The organism is Streptomyces sp. NPDC046925 (assembly GCF_040644915.1).
Lineage (GTDB): Bacteria > Actinomycetota > Actinomycetes > Streptomycetales > Streptomycetaceae > Streptomyces.
This window is the reverse complement of record NZ_JBEYWZ010000002.1, coordinates 571,191-591,953: the sequence shown is the minus strand read 5'-3', so window position 1 is coordinate 591,953 and position 20,763 is coordinate 571,191. Positions and strand designations below refer to the sequence as shown.

The following is a 20,763-nucleotide window of genomic DNA, read 5'->3' as shown; positions in this document are numbered from 1 at the left end:
GGTGTCGCTCAAGCGCAAGCGCAAGCGCAAGTTCAAGCTCAAGTTCGAGGCGGGGCTGGTGGGTCACGGCGTGCCGTGCTTGCGGGCGCGGTAGGCGGCGGCTTTGACGCGGTTGCCGCAGGCCTGCATGCCGCACCAGTTGCGGCGCGCGCCACGGGAGCGGTCGAGGTAGAGCCGGGAACAGCTCGGACGGCTGCATTCCTTGAGGCAGCTGTCGTGGTCGGCGAGCAGGGCGATCGCTCGGCGGGCGACGTGAGCCAGCGCGGCGGCCAGGTCTCCCGTCAAGTAAAGGCCTGCGTCGCTGAGTTGCGTGACGGGCGGCGGGACGGCGGCAGCTTGGTTGACGGTGTCCAGGTCGGCCGGGGTGTAGCGGCGGCCCTGCATGCGGTCGAGGGCGAGCCGATGGATGGCCTCGCGCAGCCGCAGGGCGGAGGTGAACGTCGCCGGGTCGGCGGTCACTTGATCGGGAAGTTCCTCGCAGGCGAGAACCCACTGTTCGAGGTCGGAGGGGGTGGCCAAGAGGTCGACGGGCCGGTCGTTGCGGGATTCCACGGTGGCGACCAGGTCCAGGGCGGGGTTGCCGCTCACGAAGGCGAAGTGCACGTCACCATCTTGACCGGTGACGTATGGCCGGGCAAGACTCGTCACCGGTTAAACCGGTGACGCCGAGTGTGAGGGCGGAGAGGAGAACAGATGCCCGGGGCTTGCGAGGTCGGGATCGAGGCCGTCGTCTTCGATGTGCTCGGAACGATGGTGGACGAAGCGGGAGGGTTGCGTGCGGCCATCGCCGAGGCGGTGTCCGCGCCCGGCGAGGTCCCGGACGACCCGACACTCGATCACCTGCTGTCGGCGTGGTACGCCCACGTCGGCGACGAGCAGCGGCGCATGGGGGAGGGGGATCGGCCGTACGCCAACAGTGAGGTCATCGACCGCGAGGCGGCTGAGCGTGTGGCCGCGCTGGCCGGGCTCACCGATCCGCCGGCCATCGAACGCCTGGCCAGAGCGGCGGAGCGCCTCACCCCCTGGGAGGACTCGGCCGCCGGCCTGGCGCGCCTGGCACAGGACTTCCCCGTACTGGGGCTCTCCCACGCGAGCCGCGGCGCGCTGCTGCGCCTGAACGCACACGCCGGTCTGCGCTGGCACCAGGCCTTGTCCGCCGAGGACGCCCGCGCCCACAAGCCCGCCCCGGAGGTCTACCGACTGGCGATCGATGCGGCGGGATGCCCGCCCGAACGCGTACTGATGGTCGCCGCCCACGCGTGGGACCTCCGCGGAGCCCGGGCGGTGGGCATGCGAACCGCCTACGTACAACGACCGGTCGCAGACCCGCCGCGGAGCACGGACCGCTTCGACTGGCGGGCGGAGAGCCTGGACGAACTGGCCGCCGGCTTGGCGGTGGCGTAGAGGCAGAGGGCCGTTGTGGTCAGTAGGGATGTGCGATGCCGGTCGCGTCGAGCGACCTGCTACCTGGGGGACACCAGCGCCGGTTTGGGGGCCGGGGGTTCTGCCGGGGTTGTGGGTTGGGGGTCGGGGATGAGGTAGGCGCGGCGCCAGCGGAGGAAGGGGCGTTCGATGCCGTTGTACGTGACCACGGCCGCGGCCAGCGTGAGGGGCAGGACCGCCGCCGCCGCGGTGATGCAGGCGTCCACCACCGGACGCCCCGTCAACTCGATCCACCAGCGACGGGAGATGAGCGCGGTGACGATCATGTAGTGGAGCAGGTAGACGGAGAAGCTCATTTCGCCGACCTTGGCGATGCCCCGCGACACCACTCCCGTCGAGGTGACGGTGGCCACGTATGTCAGCACGACCAGGGACCAGAGGGCTCCTTCGACGTCGACCCAGAGCAGGCGCGTGGCGTGCCCCTCCTGGAAGGAGTGGGTCTGGTTGAAGGCCCAGACCGCGCCCGTGACCAGGGTTGTCGCGAGGGCGACCTTCAGAAGTCCCCGGAAGCGTGCCCGGTGGTGCACGAAGAACCAGGCGGCCACCATGCCCATCAGGAACTGGTCGATCCTGCCCGCCAGGCTGTAGTAGAGCATCGAGTTCACGTTGATGCTGCCGGTCGCCGAGGCCCACACCAGGGTCCGGATCACGGCAATGGCGGCCAGGAGCTTGAACAGGGCCGTGGGGCCGTGCTTGGTGAGCATCCGGCTGAACAGCGGGAACAGCAGATAGAACTGCAACTCGACCGCGATCGCCCACCACATCTTCGACACCGCCCCCAGGTCGAGGGACCCGGGCAGGTTCCCCAGACCGGCCAGGGACTGCACCACGGCCAGCAGGTCCGCCCCCTGCTTGTGCGCGCCGACACCCAGGATGATCAGGGCGATGTAGAGCGGGAAGATCCGCAGAACCCGGTTCCCCAGGAACCGGCCGTAGTGGACGTCCTTGCCCAGGGTGCCGATGGTGAAGATGAATCCGGAAAGGACCATGAAGAGGGCCACCCCGGTGTGGCCTTCAAGCACCAGGGTGCCCAGGGGATTTTCCGTGTACAGCCAGCCGCGCGGGTCGCTGTTCGTGGTCTCCCTGAGGAACGGGGAGATCATCTGCGTTCCGTGGCAGAGGAGCACGAGCACGGCAGCGTAGGCACGCAGATGATCTACGGATACGAGGTACTGCCGATTGCTGCTGCGCATGAGGGGACGACAACACCCACACGGCCGTCAACACAGCACATCCCCGCGAGCTCCCCCTTCTGCTGAAAGATTTCACTCGTCCGAGGGGGACGACGGGCGGCCGCTCGGTCGCCCTTACACTGATGCCCCTCATCGAGTTGATCGGAGCACGACATGTACCGCCTCGCTGCCGTATTCGTGGCAGTCTGCGCACTCGCCCTCACCGGGTGCGCGCAGGACTTCGACAAGGGCCCCGCCGGGAAGGTCACCGACAAGATCAGGGACGGGAAGAAGTTCTACCTGGTCGTCGACCCGACCAAGGCGGGCGACGAGAAGAAGTTCCGCGTCAGCAAGTACGACTACCACGACTGCAACCGGGGCTCGAAGTACCCCAAGTGCATCGACGATTAGCCGTCAGCCGGTCGACACCCGCGCGGTCGGCGCTTGCGAGGCCGAGAGCTGCGCCGTCGATCCGCGGACGACGAGTTCGGGCTCGAAGAGCAGTTCGCCGGGGTGGGGCTGGGTCCCGCGGATCTGGGCGCACAGCAGATCGACCGCCGCGCGGCCCATCGCCTCGATGGGCTGGCGCACCGTCGACAGCGGCGGCTCCGTGCAGGTCATGAAGGCCGAGTCGTCGAAGCCGACCACGGAGACGTCGGAGGGAACACAGAGCCCCCGGCGGCGGGCCGCCCTGATCGCCCCGAGGGCCAGCGGATCGCTGCCGCACACGATGCCCGTGACTCCCCGCTCCAGGAGGCGTCCGGCCGCGGCCTGGCCGCCCTCCAGCGAGAAGATCGACCGCTCGACGTGCTCGTCGGCCAGCTCCACGCCCGCGGCCCGCGCCGTCCCACGGGCGGCTTCCAGCTTGCGGCGCGAGGGCATGTGGTCGGCGGGGCCGAGCACCAGGCCGATCCGCTCGTGCCCGAGCGAGGCGAGGTGGCGCCAGGCCTGTTCGACGGCGACGGCGTCGTCGCAGGCGACGCAGGGAAAGTCGAGGCCGTCGATTGACGCGTTGATCAGGACGACCGGGATGTTCCGGGCGGCAAGCAGGCGGTAGTGGTCGTGCGGCGCGTCGGCCTCGGCGAAGAGACCTCCGGCGAAGACCACGCCGGAGACGTGCTGCTGGAGCAGGAGATCCACGTAGTCGGCCTCGGAGACTCCGCCCCTGGTCTGCGTGCACAGGACCGGCGTGAGGCCCTGCTGGGCGAGCGCGCCCCCGATGACCTCGGCGAAGGCGGGGAAGATCGGGTTCTGCAACTCCGGCAGGACGAGACCGACGAGCCGGGCGCGCTCTCCGCGCAGCTGCGTGGGCCGCTCGTATCCGAGGACGTCCAGTGCCGTGAGGACGGACTGTCGTGTCGCGTCGGAGACACCGGGCTTGTCGTTGAGGACTCGGCTGACCGTCGCCTCGCTGACCCCCACCTTCTTCGCAACTTGGGCAAGTCGTCGCGTCATGAACGCAAGAATAGCGCAAGAGATGCAAGCCAGTTACGTTGATGCGGCGATCAATGTTCACGGCCGCCCGGCATCCGGACGGCCGTGAACACGCGCACTTCCTCAGGTGGGTCAGGGCTGCATGGTGAGCTTGAACGTGGACGTGTCGTTCTTGGTGTTCTGTCCGTTGTTGCTGAACTTGGGCCGCACGAAGGTCGCTTCACCCACGGCGGGGCCCTGGCCGGCCTCCGGCATCTCGTTGACGTAGACACCGATCGGCGCGCCCGATATGGACACGTCCGTGAAGACGGTGTCCTTCACCGGGAACTCGGGAGTGCTGCCGGTGTACTTCGTCTGGAACATGACCCCGTGGTACGTCGGGTCGATGATGTCGACGTTGTTCACCCGGATCCCCTGGAAGACCTTGGACGCGGAGAACGCCCAGATGGCGGGGAAGTCCTGTCCCTTCCAGAAGGTGCCGCCGGCCCGTTCGATCGTGATGTTCTCGAACGTGGTCGGATCGGTCCCGAAGCCGTTCATCGGGTAGCCGAAGTCCAGCGAGGAGATCGTGATCCCGGAGTAGACCAGGGTGTCGGCGATGCGGATGTTGCGGAAGGTGTTGTTGTAGCCGCCGTAGACGGCCACGCCCGCCGCGCGCCAGGTCAGGATCGTGGTCAGGTTCTCGTAGACGTTGTTCTTCATGTCCGCGCCCCCGGCGTCGATCGCCGAGAAGAGGGCGAAGCTGTCGTCCCCGGTGGCCCGTGCCTCGTTGTTGGCGACCAGGTTGTCCGTACTGCCGTTGGTCATGTTGATGCCGTCGGCGAACATGTTGCGGATCCGCGAGTTCTTGATGGTCATGCGGTCCGTGTTGGCGCCCCAGTAGAGGCACACCATGTGCTCGTTCCAGATGTCGTCGATGGTGATGTCGGAGACATTCTGGAAGTCGAAGACCTTGCCGGGGCCGTCGATGCGTGAGGTGTAGTTGCCGAAGTAGGCGAAGCCCGTGAAGGACGAGCCCTTCGCGCTCGCTTCGGCGCGGAACCCGATGTCTGTGTTGTCCTGGGACTTGGGCGCGTGGAACCGGGTGTACCAGGGACCGGCGCCGACCACCTTGACGGTCTTTCCGTAGACCTGGAACTTGTTGCTGGTCTCGTAGTCACCCGCCGGCAGGTAGACGCCCGTCAGCTTTCCGGTGGTGTCCATGCGGACCTTGTCCAAGGCGTTCTGCACGTCCTGGTGCCCGAATCCGGCGGGCACCACATAGGAGCCGGGGTCGGGGTTGGCCTTCGGTGCCACCTGCTCCATGTCGACGAAGTCGATCGCGTAGCGGGAGGTGTTGGCACCGTCCTTCTGGAGCTTGATCTTGCTGCCCGCCTTGACCGTCCCGCCGAGCATGATGTTGGCCTCGTCGTAGATGTGCCGGGCAGGTCCGGCGCTGGGCGAGTTGCCGGGTGCGGCCTCGTCCCCGTACAGCCAGGCGTACTTGGAGGTGAGGTCGATCGCCTTGCGGAAAGTGCCGTCGACGTAGACGTTCAGGGTCGCCTCGGTGCCGCCGCCGCCCGGTGCGTCCGGGATGGAGAAGCGGGTGACCAGGGTGTTGGTGTCCTGCTTGGCGGTGAACTCCACTGATTCGCCGGTCGAGTTCAGGGTGACGGCCTTGCGGCCCGAGGCCTCGCCCGCCAGGTCGCCGACGGTGCGGTTGGGCCCGACGGTCTTGGCGCCGCCGCCGAGGACACCGTCCTCGGCCTCGTAGGTGTCGTAGGGCATGTCGGCGCCTCGGCCGACGAACAGCGAACGGGTACTGGTGTTGTTCTCGCGCTTGACCGGCAACTCGTTGGCGTCGTCGGCGATGACCGTCTTGACCGTGAAGCGGCCCTTGGCGGCCGACCAGGTGCCGAGTTTGACCGGCGCCGTGGTGTCACCCGCGCCGATCGTGCCGTTGTGCTCGCCGGTCAGGGTCTTGACCGTGGCGCCCTTGTCGTCCTGCACGACGAGCGTGATGCCGTGCGCGCCGGACGCGGACGCCTTGCTGCCCTGGTTCTTGATCGCGACGCTGAAGGTGACGTCCTTGCCCGCGGTGGGCGCGGACGGCGTCCAGCTCACGGGCGAGGCCACCAGGTCGGAGGAGTCGACCTGCTTGACCACCAGCGGGCTCGGGCTCGTGTAGGTGTTGTTGCCCTCGTCCTGCTCGATCACCTCGTTCTTCTCGTCGACCTCCGCACTGAAGGGGTACGAACCCGCCGCGAGCGCACCGGCCTTGACGTCGACCGTCGTCGACTCGCCCGCGCCGAGCGCGCCCACGGGCGCCGTGCCCGCCTTGTTGCCGCCGAGGCGGAAGGTGGCGTCGGTGGCCGTAGATGCCTCCGTACCGCGGTTGCGCACGGTCGCGGTCAGGGTCAGCTCGTCGGTCTCGGTCGGCGTCCCCGGCGCGTGGGACAGCTTGGTGATCTCCAGGTCGGGGTTGGCCGCCGGGGCGCCCATGACCTGGAACTCGGCCACCTGTCCGGCCGTGGCGCCGCTGTTGGCGGTGAAGCGCAGGCGCACGTCGGCGACCTTGCCGGAGACCGGGATGGTGACGGTGTTCTGGTTGCCGGAGGGGCTGAAGGAGTACTCCTTCTCCGCCACCAGTGAGGTGAAGTCGGTGGCCTTCTGCTCCCGGCCGAGGACCTGCACCTTCTGGGTGCGCGGGCTCCAGCCGGCATCCGGGTTCAGCTTGAGGACGACCGCGTCGACATCGGCGTTGGCGCCGAGCTTGACGGTCAGGGTGTTCGGGTAGCTGCCCGCAGCGCCTTCCCAGTAGGTGGACAGCTGACCGTCGTTGGCGTTCTCGGCGACGAACGTGTGGATCACCGAGGAGGCCGTGATCGGCTTGCCCGCGGCCAGGTCGGTGTTGCCGCCGCCGGGCCGGGTGACGGTGTTGCTGTGCGCCGAGACGTTGCCCGCCGCGTCGCGGGCCCGCACCGTGTAGGAGACGGTGACGCCCGCCGGTCGGGAGTCGGTGTAGGTCGTCACGTCACCGGCCACGGACTTCAACAGCTTGCCGTCGGCGTACACGTCGTACGCCGTGACCTTCACGTTGTCGTCCGAGGCGCCCCAGGTCAGCTTGATCTCACCGCCGGAGGGTTGCGTGAAGGCGAGGTTCGAGGGTGCGGTGGGGGCCTGGGTGTCGCCCGAATCTCCCTTGCGGGTAACGGAGTTGCTGTTGGCCGAGGCGTTGCCCGCGGCGTCGCGGGCCCGCACGTAGTAGGTGACGTCAGCGCTTGCCGACCGGGTGTCAGTATACGTGCGTACGTCCCCGGCGACGCTGGTGAGCAGTTCCCCGTTCGCGTAGACGTCGTAGGCCGTCACGCCCTTGTCGTCGTCGGAGGCGTCCCAGGTGAGCTTGATCTTCCCCGGCTCCGGTTCGGTCAGGGCGAGGTTCTTGGGCGCGGTGGGTGCCTGCGAGTCGCCGCCCGCAGGGCCGTAGATCTCCAGCTCGGACAGTTGGCCGGCGGGCTGCCCGGTGTTGGCGGTGATCAGGACGCGGACGTAGCGCGTGGTGGCGGAGTCGAAGGAGAGCGTCGCGGAGTGGTCCGATGCCGCGGTGAAGGCGTGCTCCTTGGACGCGGTCAGGTCGGTGAAGTCCGAGCCGTTCGTACTGCCCTGGATCTTGAGGGTCTGGGTGCGGTCGCCCCAGCTTTCGGGCACCCGCAGGACCACTTCGTCGATCCGTGTCGTGGTGCCGAGGTCGGCCTGGACCCACTGCGGCAGCTTGCCGTTCTCGCTCTCCCAGTAGCTGGACCGGTTGCCGTCGGCCGCGTTCGCGGCGGTGTAGGTCTGGGTGTGGCTGCTCGCCTTGAGCGTCTTGCCCAGGGCCAGGTTCACCGAGGCGTCGGCGGCCGCGTGCACCTGCAGTTCGGCCAGTTGCGCTGCGGGCCAGCCGGTGTTGGCGGTGACGTGCACCCGCACGTAGCGGGTCTGTGCGGACGCGAAGCGGATGGTCACCGTGTTGCCCGAGCCGGGCTCGAAGGAGTGCGCGGCCGACGCGGCAAGGGTGCTGAAGCCGGAGCCGTCCGAGCTGCCCTGCACGGACAGGGTCTGCTTGCGGGTCTCCCAGGCCGGGGGCAGCTTGAGGACGACTTCGTCGACGCGGGTGGCGCGTCCGAGGTCGACCTGGACCCACTGCGGCAGGTCGGACGACGCGCTCTCCCAGTACGAGCCCGCGTTGCCGTCGGTGATCTGACCGGCGCCGTGCGCCTCCTTGGCGCTGCTTGCCTTGGCCGGCTTGCCCGCGGCCTGGTCGGGGCCGCCCGCGGCGGATGCGGACAGGGCGGGCAGACCGAGCAGCAGCAGGGTGGCGGTGAGCGCGGCAGCGAACGGCCGCCACCACCAGCGGGATCTTCGGGCCGAGGCCCGGGCGTCTGCGATGCGTCTCATGGCTCGTGCGACTCCCTCACTCTCGCAACGCGCACGTTTTCGCGTTGAGAAGTTGGAGAATTGCAGACAAGTGTCGAGTTGACTACAGCCAAAGCGGAACTTGTGCCCGCTCCTTTGCCGCCGTTCCGGGCCCTCGTTGTGCGCCAGTCGCCCCCGTAGCAGGCATCGCTGCCGGTCGGTCCGATAGGCGGCGCCCTGCCGTAGAGCCCCGATCCGGCATCGATTCATTTTTTGCAATCTGTGCTCAAGATATTGCGCAGAGGTTTCGGCGGTGGTTGAGTATGCGCCGCACCCGGCACCCACAGCACCGCGGCGAGCCGGCCGTGCCAGTGAGGGGTGCGCTGCCGCCTTGCCCGAGCAGGGCGGAGCCGCGCCGTAAAGCACGACCCGGAGGGGGTCCCCTGATGTCATTCACACGCAGGCGCACGCTCGTGCTCGCCACAGCGGCCGTTCTTTCGCTGGTTTCGCTGACCGCTTGCGGCACCAGCAGCGACGGAACCGAATCGGATTCCGGCGGCAAGGTGAAGCTCGACGTCAACGGGCAGCCGCCCAAGACCCAGGCCTTCGAGCGCACGCTCTTCGACAAGCACGTGAAGCAGTTCGAGAAGGCCAACCCGGACATCGACATCGTGCCGCACGAGGGCTTCATGGACCCGAAGACCTTCAACGCGAAGCTGGCCGGCGGCAAGCTGGAGGACGTCTTCTACGTCTACTTCACCGACACCCGCTCCCTGATCGAGAAGAAGCAGGCCGCGGACATCACGGACGCCGTCAAGGACATGCCGCACAGCGGCGACATCCAGGACCCGCTGATGAAGATCTTCCAGGACGGCGAGGGCCGCCAGTACGGCCTGCCCACGTCGAACTACTCGATGGGTCTGGTCTACAACCGCGCCCTGTTCGAGAAGGCCGGCCTCGACCCCGACAAGGCGCCCAAGACCTGGGCCGACGTCCGCAAGGCCGCCAAGAAGATCGCCGACCTCGGCGACAACACGGTGGGCTACGCCGACTTCTCCAAGAACAACCAGGGCGGCTGGCACTACACGGCGGAGCTGTACTCCCGCGGCGGCAGGATCGCCACGGAGAGCGGCGGCAAGTGGAAGGCCGCGTTCAACACCCCCGAGGGCAAGGCCACCTTCCAGGACCTCTACGACATGCGCTGGAAGGACAACTCGATGGGCAGCAAGCAGCTGCTCCAGGTCGAGGACGTCCAGCGGATGATGGGCTCGGGCAAGCTCGGCATGTACGTCTCGGCGGCCGACAACATCACCGTCATCGCCAAGCAGTTCGGCGGCAAGTACGAGGACTACGCCCTGGCCCCGGTGCCCGACGCGAAGTCCACGCTGCTCGGCGGCGAGGGCTACATGATCAACCCCAAGGCGTCCCCGGAGAAGATCAAGGCCGGCGTCAAGTGGCTCCAGTGGCGCTACCTCAACCCCGAGCTCATCGAGAAGAACGTCGCCGACTACGCCAAGGCCAAGCTCCCGGTCGGCATCCCGATGCCCATGGTCCCCGACGTCTTCGAGGGCTCGGTCCGCGACCAGGTCGAGAAGGTCAAGAAGGACAACGCCAACATGCCCACCGGCAACTACCAGGCGTTCATGGACTCCGCCCCGAACGTGCCCGGCGTGATCGAGCCGCCCAAGGCCCAGGAGGTCTACGCGATCCTCGACTCGGCGATGCAGTCCGTCCTCACCAAGAAGGACGCCGACATCGACGCGCTTCTCGACGACGCCGAGAAGAAGGTCAACGCGATCTACAGCGCCTCCTGATGAGCATGTCCCTGAAGACGTCCCCCCGGCCCGTGGCCGCGCCCCCGCTGCCGCCCGCTCCCGGGCGGCGGCGGGCGGCCCGGCGCCGCGCACTGCGCGAGCACATGACGGCGTACGGGTTCCTCTGCGCCGCCGTGGTGATCTTCGCCCTTTTCTCGTGGTGGCCGATCATCCGCAACGTGCTCCTCGGCTTCCAGGAAGTCAACTTCGCCACCGGGAACACCTGGGTCGGCGCCGACAACTTCGAGAAGCTGTTCAACGACCCGCTCTTCCTCACCGCCTGGAAGAACACCGGCCTGTTCACCCTGTACGCGCTGGTGCTCGGCTTCGCGGTGCCCTTCCTGACCGCGGTGCTCCTGAACGAGTTCCGTCACGCGCGGGCCTATTTCCGGGTCCTGGTCTACCTGCCGGTGATGCTGCCGCCCGTGGTGGTGGCGCTGATGTGGAAGTGGTTCTACGACCCGGGTCCCGGGCTGCTCAACGAGATCCTGCGCACGCTGCATCTGCCGACATCGGCCTGGCTCGACTCCTCGTCCACCTCGCTGATCTCCCTGGTCATCGTCTCGACCTGGGCGAACATGGGCACCACGACCCTGATCTACCTCGCCGCCCTGCAGACCATCCCCGGCGAGCTGTACGAGGCCGCGGAGCTGGACGGCGCCAACATCTGGCAGCGCCTGCGCCACGTCACCATCCCGCAGACCCGGTTCGTGCTCCTGGTCCTGCTGCTGCTCCAGATCGTGGCGACCATGCAGGTGTTCACCGAGCCGTACGTGATGACCGGCGGAGGGCCCGAGGACTCCACGGTCACCGTCATGTTCCTGGTCTACCGCTATGCCTTCGTCTACAACGACTTCGGCACCGCAAGCGCGCTGAGCCTGCTGCTCCTGATCGTCCTGGGCGCCTTCTCCGCCCTCTATCTGCGCATCACCCGCGCCTCGAAGGAGTGAGAGGGATGTCCGCCTCGATGCGCACCCTCGTCCGCCCCGCCGTCCTCAAGACGCGCAAGGGACGACTCATCTACTGGTCGACGCTCGCCGTCGCGCTCGTACTGTTCACGCTGGCCTTCGTCGTGCCGCTGTACTGGGCCGCGACCGGAGCCATGAAGTCCTCCACGGAGCTGGCGCAGAACCCGCCCACCTACATCCCGGAGTCCTGGCACCCCGAGAACTACGCCAAGGCGTGGCGGGAGATGGACCTGGCCGACTACTTCCTCAACACCGTCGTCCTGGCCGGCGGCGCCTGGCTCGTGCAGTTGGCGGTGCAGGTGCCGGCCGCCTACGCGCTGTCCAAGCTGCGCCCGCGGTTCGGCAACGTGGTCCTCGGTCTGATGCTCGTGACGCTGATGATGCCCGCCACCGCACTGCTCGTGCCGGTCTACCTCACCGTGGTGGACGTCCCCCTGTTCAACCGCAATCTGATCAACAGCCCCAGCGCGGTCTGGCTGCCCGCCGCTGCCAACGCCTTCAACATCTACATCCTCAAGAACTTCTTCGACCGGATCCCCGACGAACTCCTCGACGCGGCCAAGGTGGACGGCGCGGGACCCGTGACGACCATGTGGCGCATCGTGCTGCCGCTGGCCCGGCCGATCCTCGCCGTGGTCTCCATCCTCTCCATCGTCACGGCCTGGAAGGACTTCCTCTGGCCGCTGCTCGTCCTGCCAGACCCGGCACAGCAGCCGCTGAGCGTGTTCCTCCAGCGCGTGGCCCAGGACACCCCGCTCAACAGCCTGGTGGCCGGACTGGTGATGGCATCCCTGCCGCTGATCGCCCTGTTCCTGGTCTTCCAGCGCCACATCGTCGCCGGTCTCGGCGCCGGCAGTCTCAAGGGCTGAGCCCCGCTCACCCCGACTTCCCCGGCCCTCAGGTCCGTACGCGATCGATCCGTACGAAAGGACTCCCTCTTGCCCAGCACGGAGTGGTGGCGCAGCGCTGCCATCTATCAGGTGTACGTCCGTTCCTTCGCGGACGGGAACGGCGACGGCACCGGCGACCTGGCCGGTGTCCGGGCCCGGCTGCCCTATCTGGCCGAACTGGGCGTGGACGCGCTGTGGTTCACCCCCTGGTACCTCTCGCCGCTGGCCGACGGCGGCTACGACGTGGCCGACTACCGCACCATCGACCCGGCGTTCGGCAGCCTCCGCGAGGCCGAGCAGCTGATCTCCGAGGCACGGGAACTCGGCCTGCGCTGCATCGTCGACATCGTGCCCAACCACGTTTCCGACCAGCACGAATGGTTCAAGTCGGCGCTGGCGGCCGGGCCAGGCTCTCCGGAGCGGGAACTCTTCCACTTCCGGCCCCGCTCGCCGGAACCGCCCAACGACTGGGTCGGCGAGTTCGGCGGGGTGCCCTGGTCCCGCACGGAGGACGGCGAGTGGTACCTCCACCTCTTCGCGCCCGAGCAGCCCGACCTCAACTGGAGCCACCCCAGGGTCCGTCAGGAGCACGAGGACGTGCTGCGCTTCTGGTTCGAGCGCGGGGCCTCCGGGGTGCGCATCGACTCCGCGGCGCTCCTTGCCAAGGCCGAGGGGCTGCCCTCGATGGACCCCGCACGGCCGCACCCCTTCCACGACCAGCCCGAACTGCACGACATCTACCGCTCCTGGCGGCGGATCGCCGACGAGTACGGGGCCGCGCTGATCGGTGAGATCTGGCTGCCGGACGCGGAGCGGTTCGCCCGCTACCTGCGCCCCGACGAGCTGCACACCGCCTTCAACTTCGACTTCCTCTCCCGGCCCTGGGACCCCGCCCAGCTGTGGGAGTCCATCGACCTCACCCTGTCCACCCACGCCCCGGTCGGCGCCCCCGCCACCTGGGTCCTCGCCAACCACGACGTGACGCGCACCGTCACCCGCTACGGGCGGAGCGAGGACACCGGCTTCGCCTTCGAACGCAAGCGCTTCGGCGTCCCCACCGACCTGGAGCTCGGCACCCGCAGGGCCCGGGCCGCCGCCCTGCTCACCCTGGCGCTGCCCGGCTCCGTCTATCTCTACCAGGGCGAGGAACTGGGGCTGCCCGAGGCCGACATCCCCCGCGAGCGCATCCAGGACCCGATGTACGCACGCTCCGGCGAAGTGGACCCGGGCCGCGACGGCTGCCGTGTGCCGCTGCCCTGGGACGGCGCCCCCGAGCGCAGCTGGCTGCCGGTGCCGCCGGACTGGGCGGAGTACGCCGCCGAACGCCAGGCGCACGACCCGGACTCGATGCTCTCCCTGTACCGCACGGCACTGCGGCTGCGGCGCTCCCTGGGCGACGCGGGACCGCTGCGCCGGCTGCGCGCCGACGAGCCGCAGGTGCTCGCCTTCGCGCGCACCTCCGAGCGGGACGGCTCCACGTGGCTCTGTCTGGCCAACTTCGGCCCGGACGACGTGGATCTGCCCGCCGACACCGAACTCCTGCTGGCCAGCGGCCCCTTGTCCCCGCGGGGGCAGTTGCCTCAGGACACAGCGGTCTGGCTGCGGGTCTAAGGAGCACCCGCGGCCAGGCCGCATCTCTTCCCCCACATGTGTCCCCCCACCGAAAGGAACACCATGGGCACTGTCATGGGCACTACAAGACGAAGGGACGGCCGGCGCCGGGCTTTGCGCTCGGCCCTGGCCGGCACCCTCGGAACCTGCCTGCTGATCTCCGGCTGGCAGGTGGCGCAAGCGCAGGAGACCCCGAAGGACGGGCCCCTGGAGGTCCGCGAGGGCAGCAGCGACGGCTGGGTCACCGCAGATCTCGGCGCCACCCGGCGCCTTGACCGCGCCGAGGTAAGCCTGCCGGGCAAGGCGCGCACCGTACGCCTGGAGGGCTCCGCCAACGGAAAGGACTTCATCGAGCTGTCCGACGCCAAGGCCCGCAAGGGCAAGGTCACCTTCGCCCTGAACGGCGCCGCCGTGCGCCATCTGCGCGTCACCGGCGCCGAGAAGGTGAGCGACCTTGCGGTGTATCCGGCGCGCTCGGGCGACACCGCACCGCCGAAGACCCCCACCGGCACGCGCCTCGACGGCACCACTCTCAGCTGGCACGCGAGCGAGGACGCCACCGCGTACGACGTCTACGCGAACGGCGTGCTGCGGGCCGCGCTCCCGGCGAAGACGAAGGCGGCGGCGAAGACCAAGACAGGGGCGAAGACCAAGACAGCGGCCAAGACACTGCACTGGAAGGACACCGCCACCCCCGGCCCCGACGCCGAGAAGATCACCTACTCGGTGCGGGCCCGGGACACCGCCGGCAACCAGTCCCCGGACAGCCGCGCCGCCACTCGTACCCTCGCCGCCGGACCGAAGGCGCGCGGCAAGGCGGCGTTTACCCCGCCGAAGAGCGGCGCGGCCCTCGCGCGCAAGCACGCCAAGCGGGTGTCCGCCGCCGAGCGCGGCGCCGATCTGCCCTACACCACCGTCGAGGCCGAGTCCGCCACCGCGGGCGGCGGCGCGCAGGTGACCGGGGCCAACCGGAAGATCGGCGACCTGTCAGGGGAAGCGTCGGGGCGCAAGGCCGTGACGCTGAACGAGACCGGCCAGTACGTGGAGTTCACCGCCCCGGTGGAGACCAACACCCTGGTCACCCGCTTCTCGGTCCCGGACGGCACGAACACCACGCTCAACGTCTACGTCAACGGCGAGAAGACCAAGGCGTTCGACCTGACCTCCAAGTACGCCTGGCTGTACGGGCCGGAAGGGTCGCCGGGCAACGACCCGGGCGCGGGCCCGCCCCGGCACATCTACGACGAGGCGCAGCTCGACCTGGGCACCACCGTCCCGGCGGGCGCGAAGATACGGCTGCAGAAGGACGGCGACAACTCCTCGAAGTACGCGATCGACTTCGTCGACTTCGAGAAGGCCACGGCCGCGGCCAACCCGGACCCGGCGGCGTACGTGGAGCCCTCCGGTACCGGCCACCAGGCCGTGCAGGACGCCCTGGACAAGGCGCGGATGGACACCACCGGCAAGATCCAGGGCGTCTACCTGCCGCCCGGTGACTATGAGACCAGCAGCAAGTTCCAGGTCTACGGCAAGCCGGTCAAGGTGGTCGGCGCCGGTCCGTGGTTCACGCGCTTCCACGCGCCCGAGGGCCAGGAGAACACCGACATCGGCTTCCGGGCCGACCAGGGCGCGAACGGCTCGGTCTTCTCGGGCTTCGCCTACTTCGGCAACTACACCTCGCGCATCGACGGTCCGGGCAAGGTCTTCGACTTCCAGAACGTCTCGGGCATCACCGTCGAGAACATCTGGACCGAGCACATGGTGTGCCTGTACTGGGGTGCGAACACGGACAAGATGACGCTGCGCGACAACCGCATCCGCAACACCTTCGCCGACGGCCTCAACATGACCAACGGCTCCACCGACAACCTGGTGACCAACACCGAGACGCGCGCCACCGGCGACGACTCGTTCGCGCTGTTCTCGGCGACCGACTCCGGCGGCGGCGACCAGACCGGCAACGTCTACGAGAACCTCACCAGCAAGCTCACCTGGCGGGCGGCCGGACTCGCGGTGTACGGCGGTCACCTCAACACCTTCCGCAACATCCACATCGCCGACACCCTGGTCTACTCCGGCATCACCGTCTCCTCGCTGGACTTCGGCTACCCGATGAACGGCTTCGGGCCCGACCCGACGAACTTCTCGGACATCAGCGTCGACCGGGCCGGCGGCCACTTCTGGAACGGGCAGACCTTCCCGGGCATCTGGATGTTCTCCGCCTCCAAGCCGTTCCGTGCCATCCGGGTCGACGACGTCAGCATCACCGATCCGACTTACCACGGCGTGATGTTCCAGACGAACTACGTGGGCGGCCAGGCGCAGAACGCGGTGCAGGACACGGTCCTCTCGAACGTCACGATCTCCGGCGCGAAGAAGTCCGGCGACGAGTACGACGCGAAGTCCGGCTTCGGCATCTGGGCCAACGAAATGCCCGAGGCGGGGCAGGGGCCGGCGGTCGGCGAGGCCACGTTCAAGGGGCTCACGCTCAAGGACAACGCCGAGGACATCCGGAACACCACATCCACCTTCAAGATCAACACCGACTGATGCGGAGGACTGCCATGACACGCACACCACGCAGCAGTCGCCTGATCGCCGGGGCGCTCGGCCTGGGCCTGGCCACCGTGGGACTCCTGCCCGCCACGGCCGGCGCGGTCCCCGATGCCCCGGCCGCCGGGCAGAAGAAGGCCGCGGCGGCCGAGCGCGGGGCGGACGTGCCCTACGTCGAGTACGAGGCGGAGGACGGGACGTACGAGGGAACGCTCCTGGAAGCCGATCCCACCCGCCCCTTCGGGCACACCAACTTCGCCACCGAGTCCTCGGGCCGCAAGTCGGTCCGGCTCGACTCCACTGGCCAGCACGTGGAGTTCACCTCCACCGGCGCGGCCAACTCCATCGTCGTACGCAACTCCATCCCCGACGCGCCGGACAGCGGAGGTCAGGAGAAGACCCTCAGCCTCTACGCGGACGGCAAGTTCGTGCAGAAGGTGAAGCTGTCGTCCAAGCACAGCTGGCTCTACGGCAGCACCGATGACCCCGAGGGCCTGACCAACCGGCCGGGCGGCGACGCGCGGCGGCTCTTCGACGAATCGCACGCGCTCCTGAAGGACTCCTACCCGGCGGGCACAACGTTCCGGCTGCAGCGCGACGCCGATGACGACGCCGCGTACTACGTCGTCGACCTGGTCGATCTGGAGCAGGTCGCGCCGCCCGCCGAGAAGCCGGCCGAGTGCACCTCCATCACGGAGTACGGCGCGAAGCCGGACGACGGCGAGGACGACACCAAGGCGATCCAGGCGGCGGTGGACGCCGATCAGAAGGGCGAGATCGACTGCGTGTGGATTCCGGCCGGGCAGTGGCGCCAGGAGCAGAAGATCCTGGCCGTCGACCCCAAGTACCCCGGCAACCCGCACAACCAGGTGGGCATCCGCGATGTCACGATCCGGGGCGCGGGCATGTGGCACTCCCAGCTCTACACGCTGACCCCGCCGCACGAGGCGGGCGGCATCAACCATCCGCACGAGGGCAACTTCGGCTTCGACATCGACGACAACACCAAGATCTCCGACCTCGCCATTTTCGGCTCGGGCACGATCCGCGGCGGGGACGGCGGCCAGGAGGGCGGGGTGGGCCTCAACGGCCGCTTCGGCAAGAACACCAAGATCGACCATGTGTGGATCGAGCACGCCAACGTCGGTGCGTGGGTCGGGCGCGACTACAGCAACATCCCCGAACTGTGGAATCCCGGCGACGGCCTGGAGTTCAGCGACATGCGCATCCGCAACACCTACGCGGACGGCGTGAACTTCTCCAACGGCACCCGCAACTCCACGGTGTCGAACTCCTCGTTGCGCAACACCGGCGACGACGCGCTCGCCGTATGGGCCAACAAGTACGTCAGGGACCCCTCGACGGACGTCGGCCACGACAACACCTTCACCGGCAACACCGTCCAACTGCCCTGGCGCGCCAACGGCATCGCGGTCTACGGAGGTCACGGCAACAAGATCGAGAACAACCTGGTCTCCGACACGATGAACTACCCCGGCATCATGCTTGCCACCGACCACGACCCACTGCCCTTCTCGGGACAGACGCTGATCGCCGACAACGGCCTGTACCGCACCGGCGGCGCGTTCTGGGGAGAGCAGCAGGAGTTCGGTGCCATCACCCTCTTCGCGCAGGGCCAGGACATCCCCGGAGTCACCATCCGGGACACCGACATCCATGACTCCACCTACGACGGCATCCAGTTCAAGTCGGGAGGCGGCGCCGCACCGGACGTGAAGATCAGCAACGTGAAGATCTCCAAGTCCAACAACGGCGCGGGCGTCCGCGCCCACGGCGGGGCCCGCGGCAGCGCGGCGCTCTGCGACGTGACGATCACCGACTCGGCCGACGGCGACGTCCTGGTCGAGCCCGGATCCCAGTTCACGGTCGACGAGGGCTGCTCCGCCGCCCGGAAGAAGTCCCGGTCGCAGCGGTAACCGCTGGGTGCGACCTTGTCCGCCGGGGCCTTCGGGCCCCGGCGGATTCGTGTGTCAGTCCGGCTGCCGGTGGGTGATGCCGGTGAGGATCAGGTCGATGCCGGCGAGGAACTCGGTCCGGTCGTCGTGCTCGCGCAGCTGGTCGGCGACGCCGCGGGTGAACGCGTACTCGACGGGGTCGAGGTCCGCCCAGGCGGCCGCGGCGTCGTCGAGGAACTCGGCCCGGCCGGTGTCCGGAGTGCGTGCGTGGTGGGCGCGGGCGTCGGCCGCGTTCTGGCCGCCCACCCCGACGATGTAGTTCAGCAGCGCGGACGCGGCGGTGAACTGGAAGGCCGGGGGAGCGCCGAGTGCCTGGACCTGGCGCCCGAGGTGTTCGAAGACCCGCAGCATCGGCGATTTGCCGGGGGAGCGGGCGAGTTGCGTGCCGATCCACGGATGGGTCTCGATCGCGTCGAACACGCCGAGCGCGAGGGCACGGATGGCTTCCCGCGGCGTCGTGCCGGCCGGGTCGGGGGGCACGGTGCCCGCGACGACGGCTTCGGTGGCGGCGCCGAGCAGTTCGTCCTTGCCCGTGACGTGCCAGTAGATCGCGCCAGGCCCGGTGGTCAGGCGCTCGGCCAGCGCACGGAACGTGAGTCCGCGCTCGCCCACCGTGTCGAGCAGTTCGATCGCCGCCTCGACGATGCGCTCCCGGGAGAGCGGTTCCTCCCGGCGCTCTGTACGACGCGTCCTGGTTGCCATGCGCACATCCTGGCACATCTCTGGAATCCCGTTCCAGCTTGACAACTCTGGAACGGGGTTCCAGTCTGTTGATGGAACGCCATTCCAGAGAGGTCCTGCCGGGCCACCACCGGCGGGCGCACGTAAGGAGCACTGCCATGAACACCCACGTCACGATCATCGGCGCCGGACTCGGCGGCCTCACGCTCGCCCGCGTCCTGCACGTCCACGGCATACCGGCCACCGTCTACGAGGCGGAGGCCTCCGCGACGGCCCGCGCACAGGGCGGAATGCTCGACATCCACGAGGACAACGGCCAGCCCGCGCTCCAGGCGGCAGGGCTGACGGACGCATTCCGCGGCCTCGTCCTGGAAGGCCGCGAAGCCACCCGGGTCCTCGACACGGACGGCACCCTCCTGTTCGACGACGACAGCGAGCGCGGTCGCCCCGAGGTGCTGCGCGGCGAACTGCGACGGATCCTGCTCGACTCGCTGCCGCCCGGCACCGTCCGCTGGGGGCACAAGGTCAGCGGCGTCCGCGCCCTCGGCGACGCCCGCCACGAGGTGACCTTCGCCGACGGCACCACGACCGTCACGGACCTGCTGGTCGGTGCGGACGGTGCCTGGTCGCGGGTCCGCCCGCTGCTCTCCGACGCGACACCCTCGTACATCGGGAGATCATTCGTCGAGACCTACTTGTACGACGCCGACAGCCGGCACCCGGCCGCCGCGAAAGCGGTCGGCGGCGGCTCCCTGTTCGCCCTCTCGCCGGGCAAGGGAATCCAGGCCCACCGCGAGAGCGGCGGGACCCTGCACACCTATGTGGTGCTCACCGAGCCGCAGGCGTGGTTCGACGGCATCGACGTCGCCGATCCCGCCGCGGCGGCCGCGCGGATCGCGCAGGAGTTCCAGGGCTGGGCGCCGGAACTCACCGCGCTGATCACCGACGGCGAGACCGCACCGGTCCTGCGCACCCTCAACGCCCTGCCCGCCGATCACCGCTGGGAGCGGGTGCCGGGCGTGACCCTGCTCGGCGACGCCGCCCACCTCGCGGCCCCGAACGGCGAAGGCGCCAACCTGGCCATGTACGACGGCGCCGAACTCGGCAAGGCCATCGCCGCGCGGCCCGACGACATCGAGGCCGCGCTGACCGCGTACGAGCAGGCCATGTTCCCCCGCAGCGCCGCGGCCGCCACCGACGGCAACCAGCTCCTCGAACTGCTCTACGGCGACGAGGCGCCCCACGGTCTGCTGCGCATGTTCGCCCAAGGGGCATGAAGGGGCCCCGGCTGGACGGGGGAGACCAACCGGGGCCGTAGAGCGTGGCAAGCGGAGGGCGGTCGCCTCTCGGCGAAAGGCTCCATGGGGCTTCAGCCGAACGATCTTCCCCATGGGCTATAGGTGAGGCCCGGGGACACTGTCCCCTCCGCAGCCACACCCAGTAGAACGAGGACCCGGACCCGTATGTTCCTGGCCGGTAGCAACGGCGGGGTGAGCTGCGGCACACTCCGGTTACTGCTCGTCCAGCTGCCGCAAACAGTCGTTCCAGCGCCGGCGCCGCTCGGCCAGTGTCTGCTCCCACCAGGCCGTGCCGCGTTCCCCGAGGCCGGTCTTCGCGAGTTGCACGCGCGCCCGGGCCGCCTTGCGTGCCGTTTCGTCGTCGCCCGCGGCGGCCACGGCCCGGCGGGCCGACATCAGGTGATGGGTCAGGCGCTTCTCCACCGTCTCGGGCAGACGGGGGTCGGTGGCCCGCCAGCGTCTGCCCTTGATGATGACGAAATGGCCGTCCTCGGTGTACTGCGTGTCTTCTGCCGCCACGACGTCATCATGACGCGAGCCACAAGTCGG

14 protein-coding genes and 1 pseudogene are annotated in these 20,763 nt (G+C 68.8%); 9 read left to right on the top strand and 6 right to left on the bottom strand.

The annotated features are described in order from the left end of the window. Nucleotides 1-63 precede the first annotated feature (63 nt). Nucleotides 64-603 carry an ABATE domain-containing protein gene (locus ABZ906_RS09055; RefSeq protein WP_361379435.1) on the bottom strand — a complete coding sequence of 180 codons (540 nt, stop codon included), beginning with the start codon at nucleotides 601-603 and terminating at the stop codon, nucleotides 64-66. Between the two features lie 90 nt (nucleotides 604-693). On the opposite strand from ABZ906_RS09055, the gene ABZ906_RS09050 reads away from it, so the two are divergent. Next, nucleotides 694-1,404: a haloacid dehalogenase type II gene (locus ABZ906_RS09050; RefSeq protein ID WP_361379432.1), complete on the top strand. Its 711-nt coding sequence runs from the start codon at nucleotides 694-696 to the stop codon at nucleotides 1,402-1,404. 59 nt (nucleotides 1,405-1,463) lie between these two features. On the opposite strand, the gene ABZ906_RS09045 is transcribed toward ABZ906_RS09050, so the two are convergent. Then, nucleotides 1,464-2,636 carry an acyltransferase gene (locus tag ABZ906_RS09045; RefSeq protein WP_361379429.1) on the bottom strand — a complete coding sequence of 391 codons (1,173 nt, stop codon included), beginning with the start codon at nucleotides 2,634-2,636 and terminating at the stop codon, nucleotides 1,464-1,466. 153 nt (nucleotides 2,637-2,789) lie between these two features. Between ABZ906_RS09045 and ABZ906_RS09040 the strand changes: the two genes are divergently transcribed. Then, complete coding sequence (locus tag ABZ906_RS09040) at nucleotides 2,790-3,026, top strand: hypothetical protein (protein ID WP_361379426.1); 237 nt, start codon at nucleotides 2,790-2,792, stop codon at nucleotides 3,024-3,026. Nucleotides 3,027-3,029: 3 nt separating this feature from the next. Here ABZ906_RS09040 and ABZ906_RS09035 read toward each other — a convergent pair whose 3' ends face one another. Further along, the gene (locus tag ABZ906_RS09035) at nucleotides 3,030-4,070 is read right to left on the bottom strand and encodes a LacI family DNA-binding transcriptional regulator (RefSeq protein ID WP_361379423.1); all 1,041 of its coding nucleotides are present in this window, start codon (nucleotides 4,068-4,070) and stop codon (nucleotides 3,030-3,032) included. Between the two features lie 111 nt (nucleotides 4,071-4,181). Beyond that, complete coding sequence (locus ABZ906_RS09030; protein WP_361379420.1) at nucleotides 4,182-8,465, bottom strand: discoidin domain-containing protein; 4,284 nt, start codon at nucleotides 8,463-8,465, stop codon at nucleotides 4,182-4,184. Nucleotides 8,466-8,869: 404 nt separating this feature from the next. Here ABZ906_RS09030 and ABZ906_RS09025 point away from each other — a divergent pair, with 404 nt between their 5' ends. The 6 genes and pseudogenes from ABZ906_RS09025 (at nucleotide 8,870) to ABZ906_RS09000 (ending at nucleotide 18,196) form a co-directional block, all read left to right on the top strand. Further along, nucleotides 8,870-10,237: an extracellular solute-binding protein gene (locus ABZ906_RS09025; RefSeq protein ID WP_361190386.1), complete on the top strand. Its 1,368-nt coding sequence runs from the start codon at nucleotides 8,870-8,872 to the stop codon at nucleotides 10,235-10,237. A gap of 104 nt (nucleotides 10,238-10,341) precedes the next feature. Continuing rightward, nucleotides 10,342-11,187 carry a sugar ABC transporter permease gene (locus ABZ906_RS09020; RefSeq protein WP_361190553.1) on the top strand — a complete coding sequence of 282 codons (846 nt, stop codon included), beginning with the start codon at nucleotides 10,342-10,344 and terminating at the stop codon, nucleotides 11,185-11,187. Between the two features lie 5 nt (nucleotides 11,188-11,192). Beyond that, the gene (locus tag ABZ906_RS09015; protein WP_361379417.1) at nucleotides 11,193-12,074 is read left to right on the top strand and encodes a carbohydrate ABC transporter permease; all 882 of its coding nucleotides are present in this window, start codon (nucleotides 11,193-11,195) and stop codon (nucleotides 12,072-12,074) included. A 69-nt stretch (nucleotides 12,075-12,143) separates the two neighbouring features. Next, a complete protein-coding gene (locus ABZ906_RS09010; protein ID WP_361379414.1) occupies nucleotides 12,144-13,706 on the top strand; it encodes a glycoside hydrolase family 13 protein in 1,563 nt (520 codons plus the stop codon). An 888-nt stretch (nucleotides 13,707-14,594) separates the two neighbouring features. Continuing rightward, nucleotides 14,595-16,256, top strand: a pseudogene (locus tag ABZ906_RS09005) (glycosyl hydrolase); the annotation flags it as partial. Between the two features lie 14 nt (nucleotides 16,257-16,270). Continuing rightward, the gene (locus tag ABZ906_RS09000; RefSeq protein ID WP_361379411.1) at nucleotides 16,271-18,196 is read left to right on the top strand and encodes a glycosyl hydrolase family 28-related protein; all 1,926 of its coding nucleotides are present in this window, start codon (nucleotides 16,271-16,273) and stop codon (nucleotides 18,194-18,196) included. Nucleotides 18,197-18,250: 54 nt separating this feature from the next. Here ABZ906_RS09000 and ABZ906_RS08995 read toward each other — a convergent pair whose 3' ends face one another. Beyond that, on the bottom strand, nucleotides 18,251-18,937 hold the full coding sequence (locus ABZ906_RS08995; protein ID WP_361190375.1) for a TetR family transcriptional regulator: 687 nt from the start codon (nucleotides 18,935-18,937) through the stop codon (nucleotides 18,251-18,253). A gap of 137 nt (nucleotides 18,938-19,074) precedes the next feature. Here ABZ906_RS08995 and ABZ906_RS08990 point away from each other — a divergent pair, with 137 nt between their 5' ends. Continuing rightward, nucleotides 19,075-20,193: an NAD(P)/FAD-dependent oxidoreductase gene (locus ABZ906_RS08990; RefSeq protein WP_361379408.1), complete on the top strand. Its 1,119-nt coding sequence runs from the start codon at nucleotides 19,075-19,077 to the stop codon at nucleotides 20,191-20,193. Between the two features lie 234 nt (nucleotides 20,194-20,427). Here ABZ906_RS08990 and ABZ906_RS08985 read toward each other — a convergent pair whose 3' ends face one another. After that, nucleotides 20,428-20,733, bottom strand: coding sequence for a hypothetical protein (locus tag ABZ906_RS08985; protein WP_361379405.1), 306 nt, complete (start codon nucleotides 20,731-20,733; stop codon nucleotides 20,428-20,430). Nucleotides 20,734-20,763: the final 30 nt, after the last annotated feature.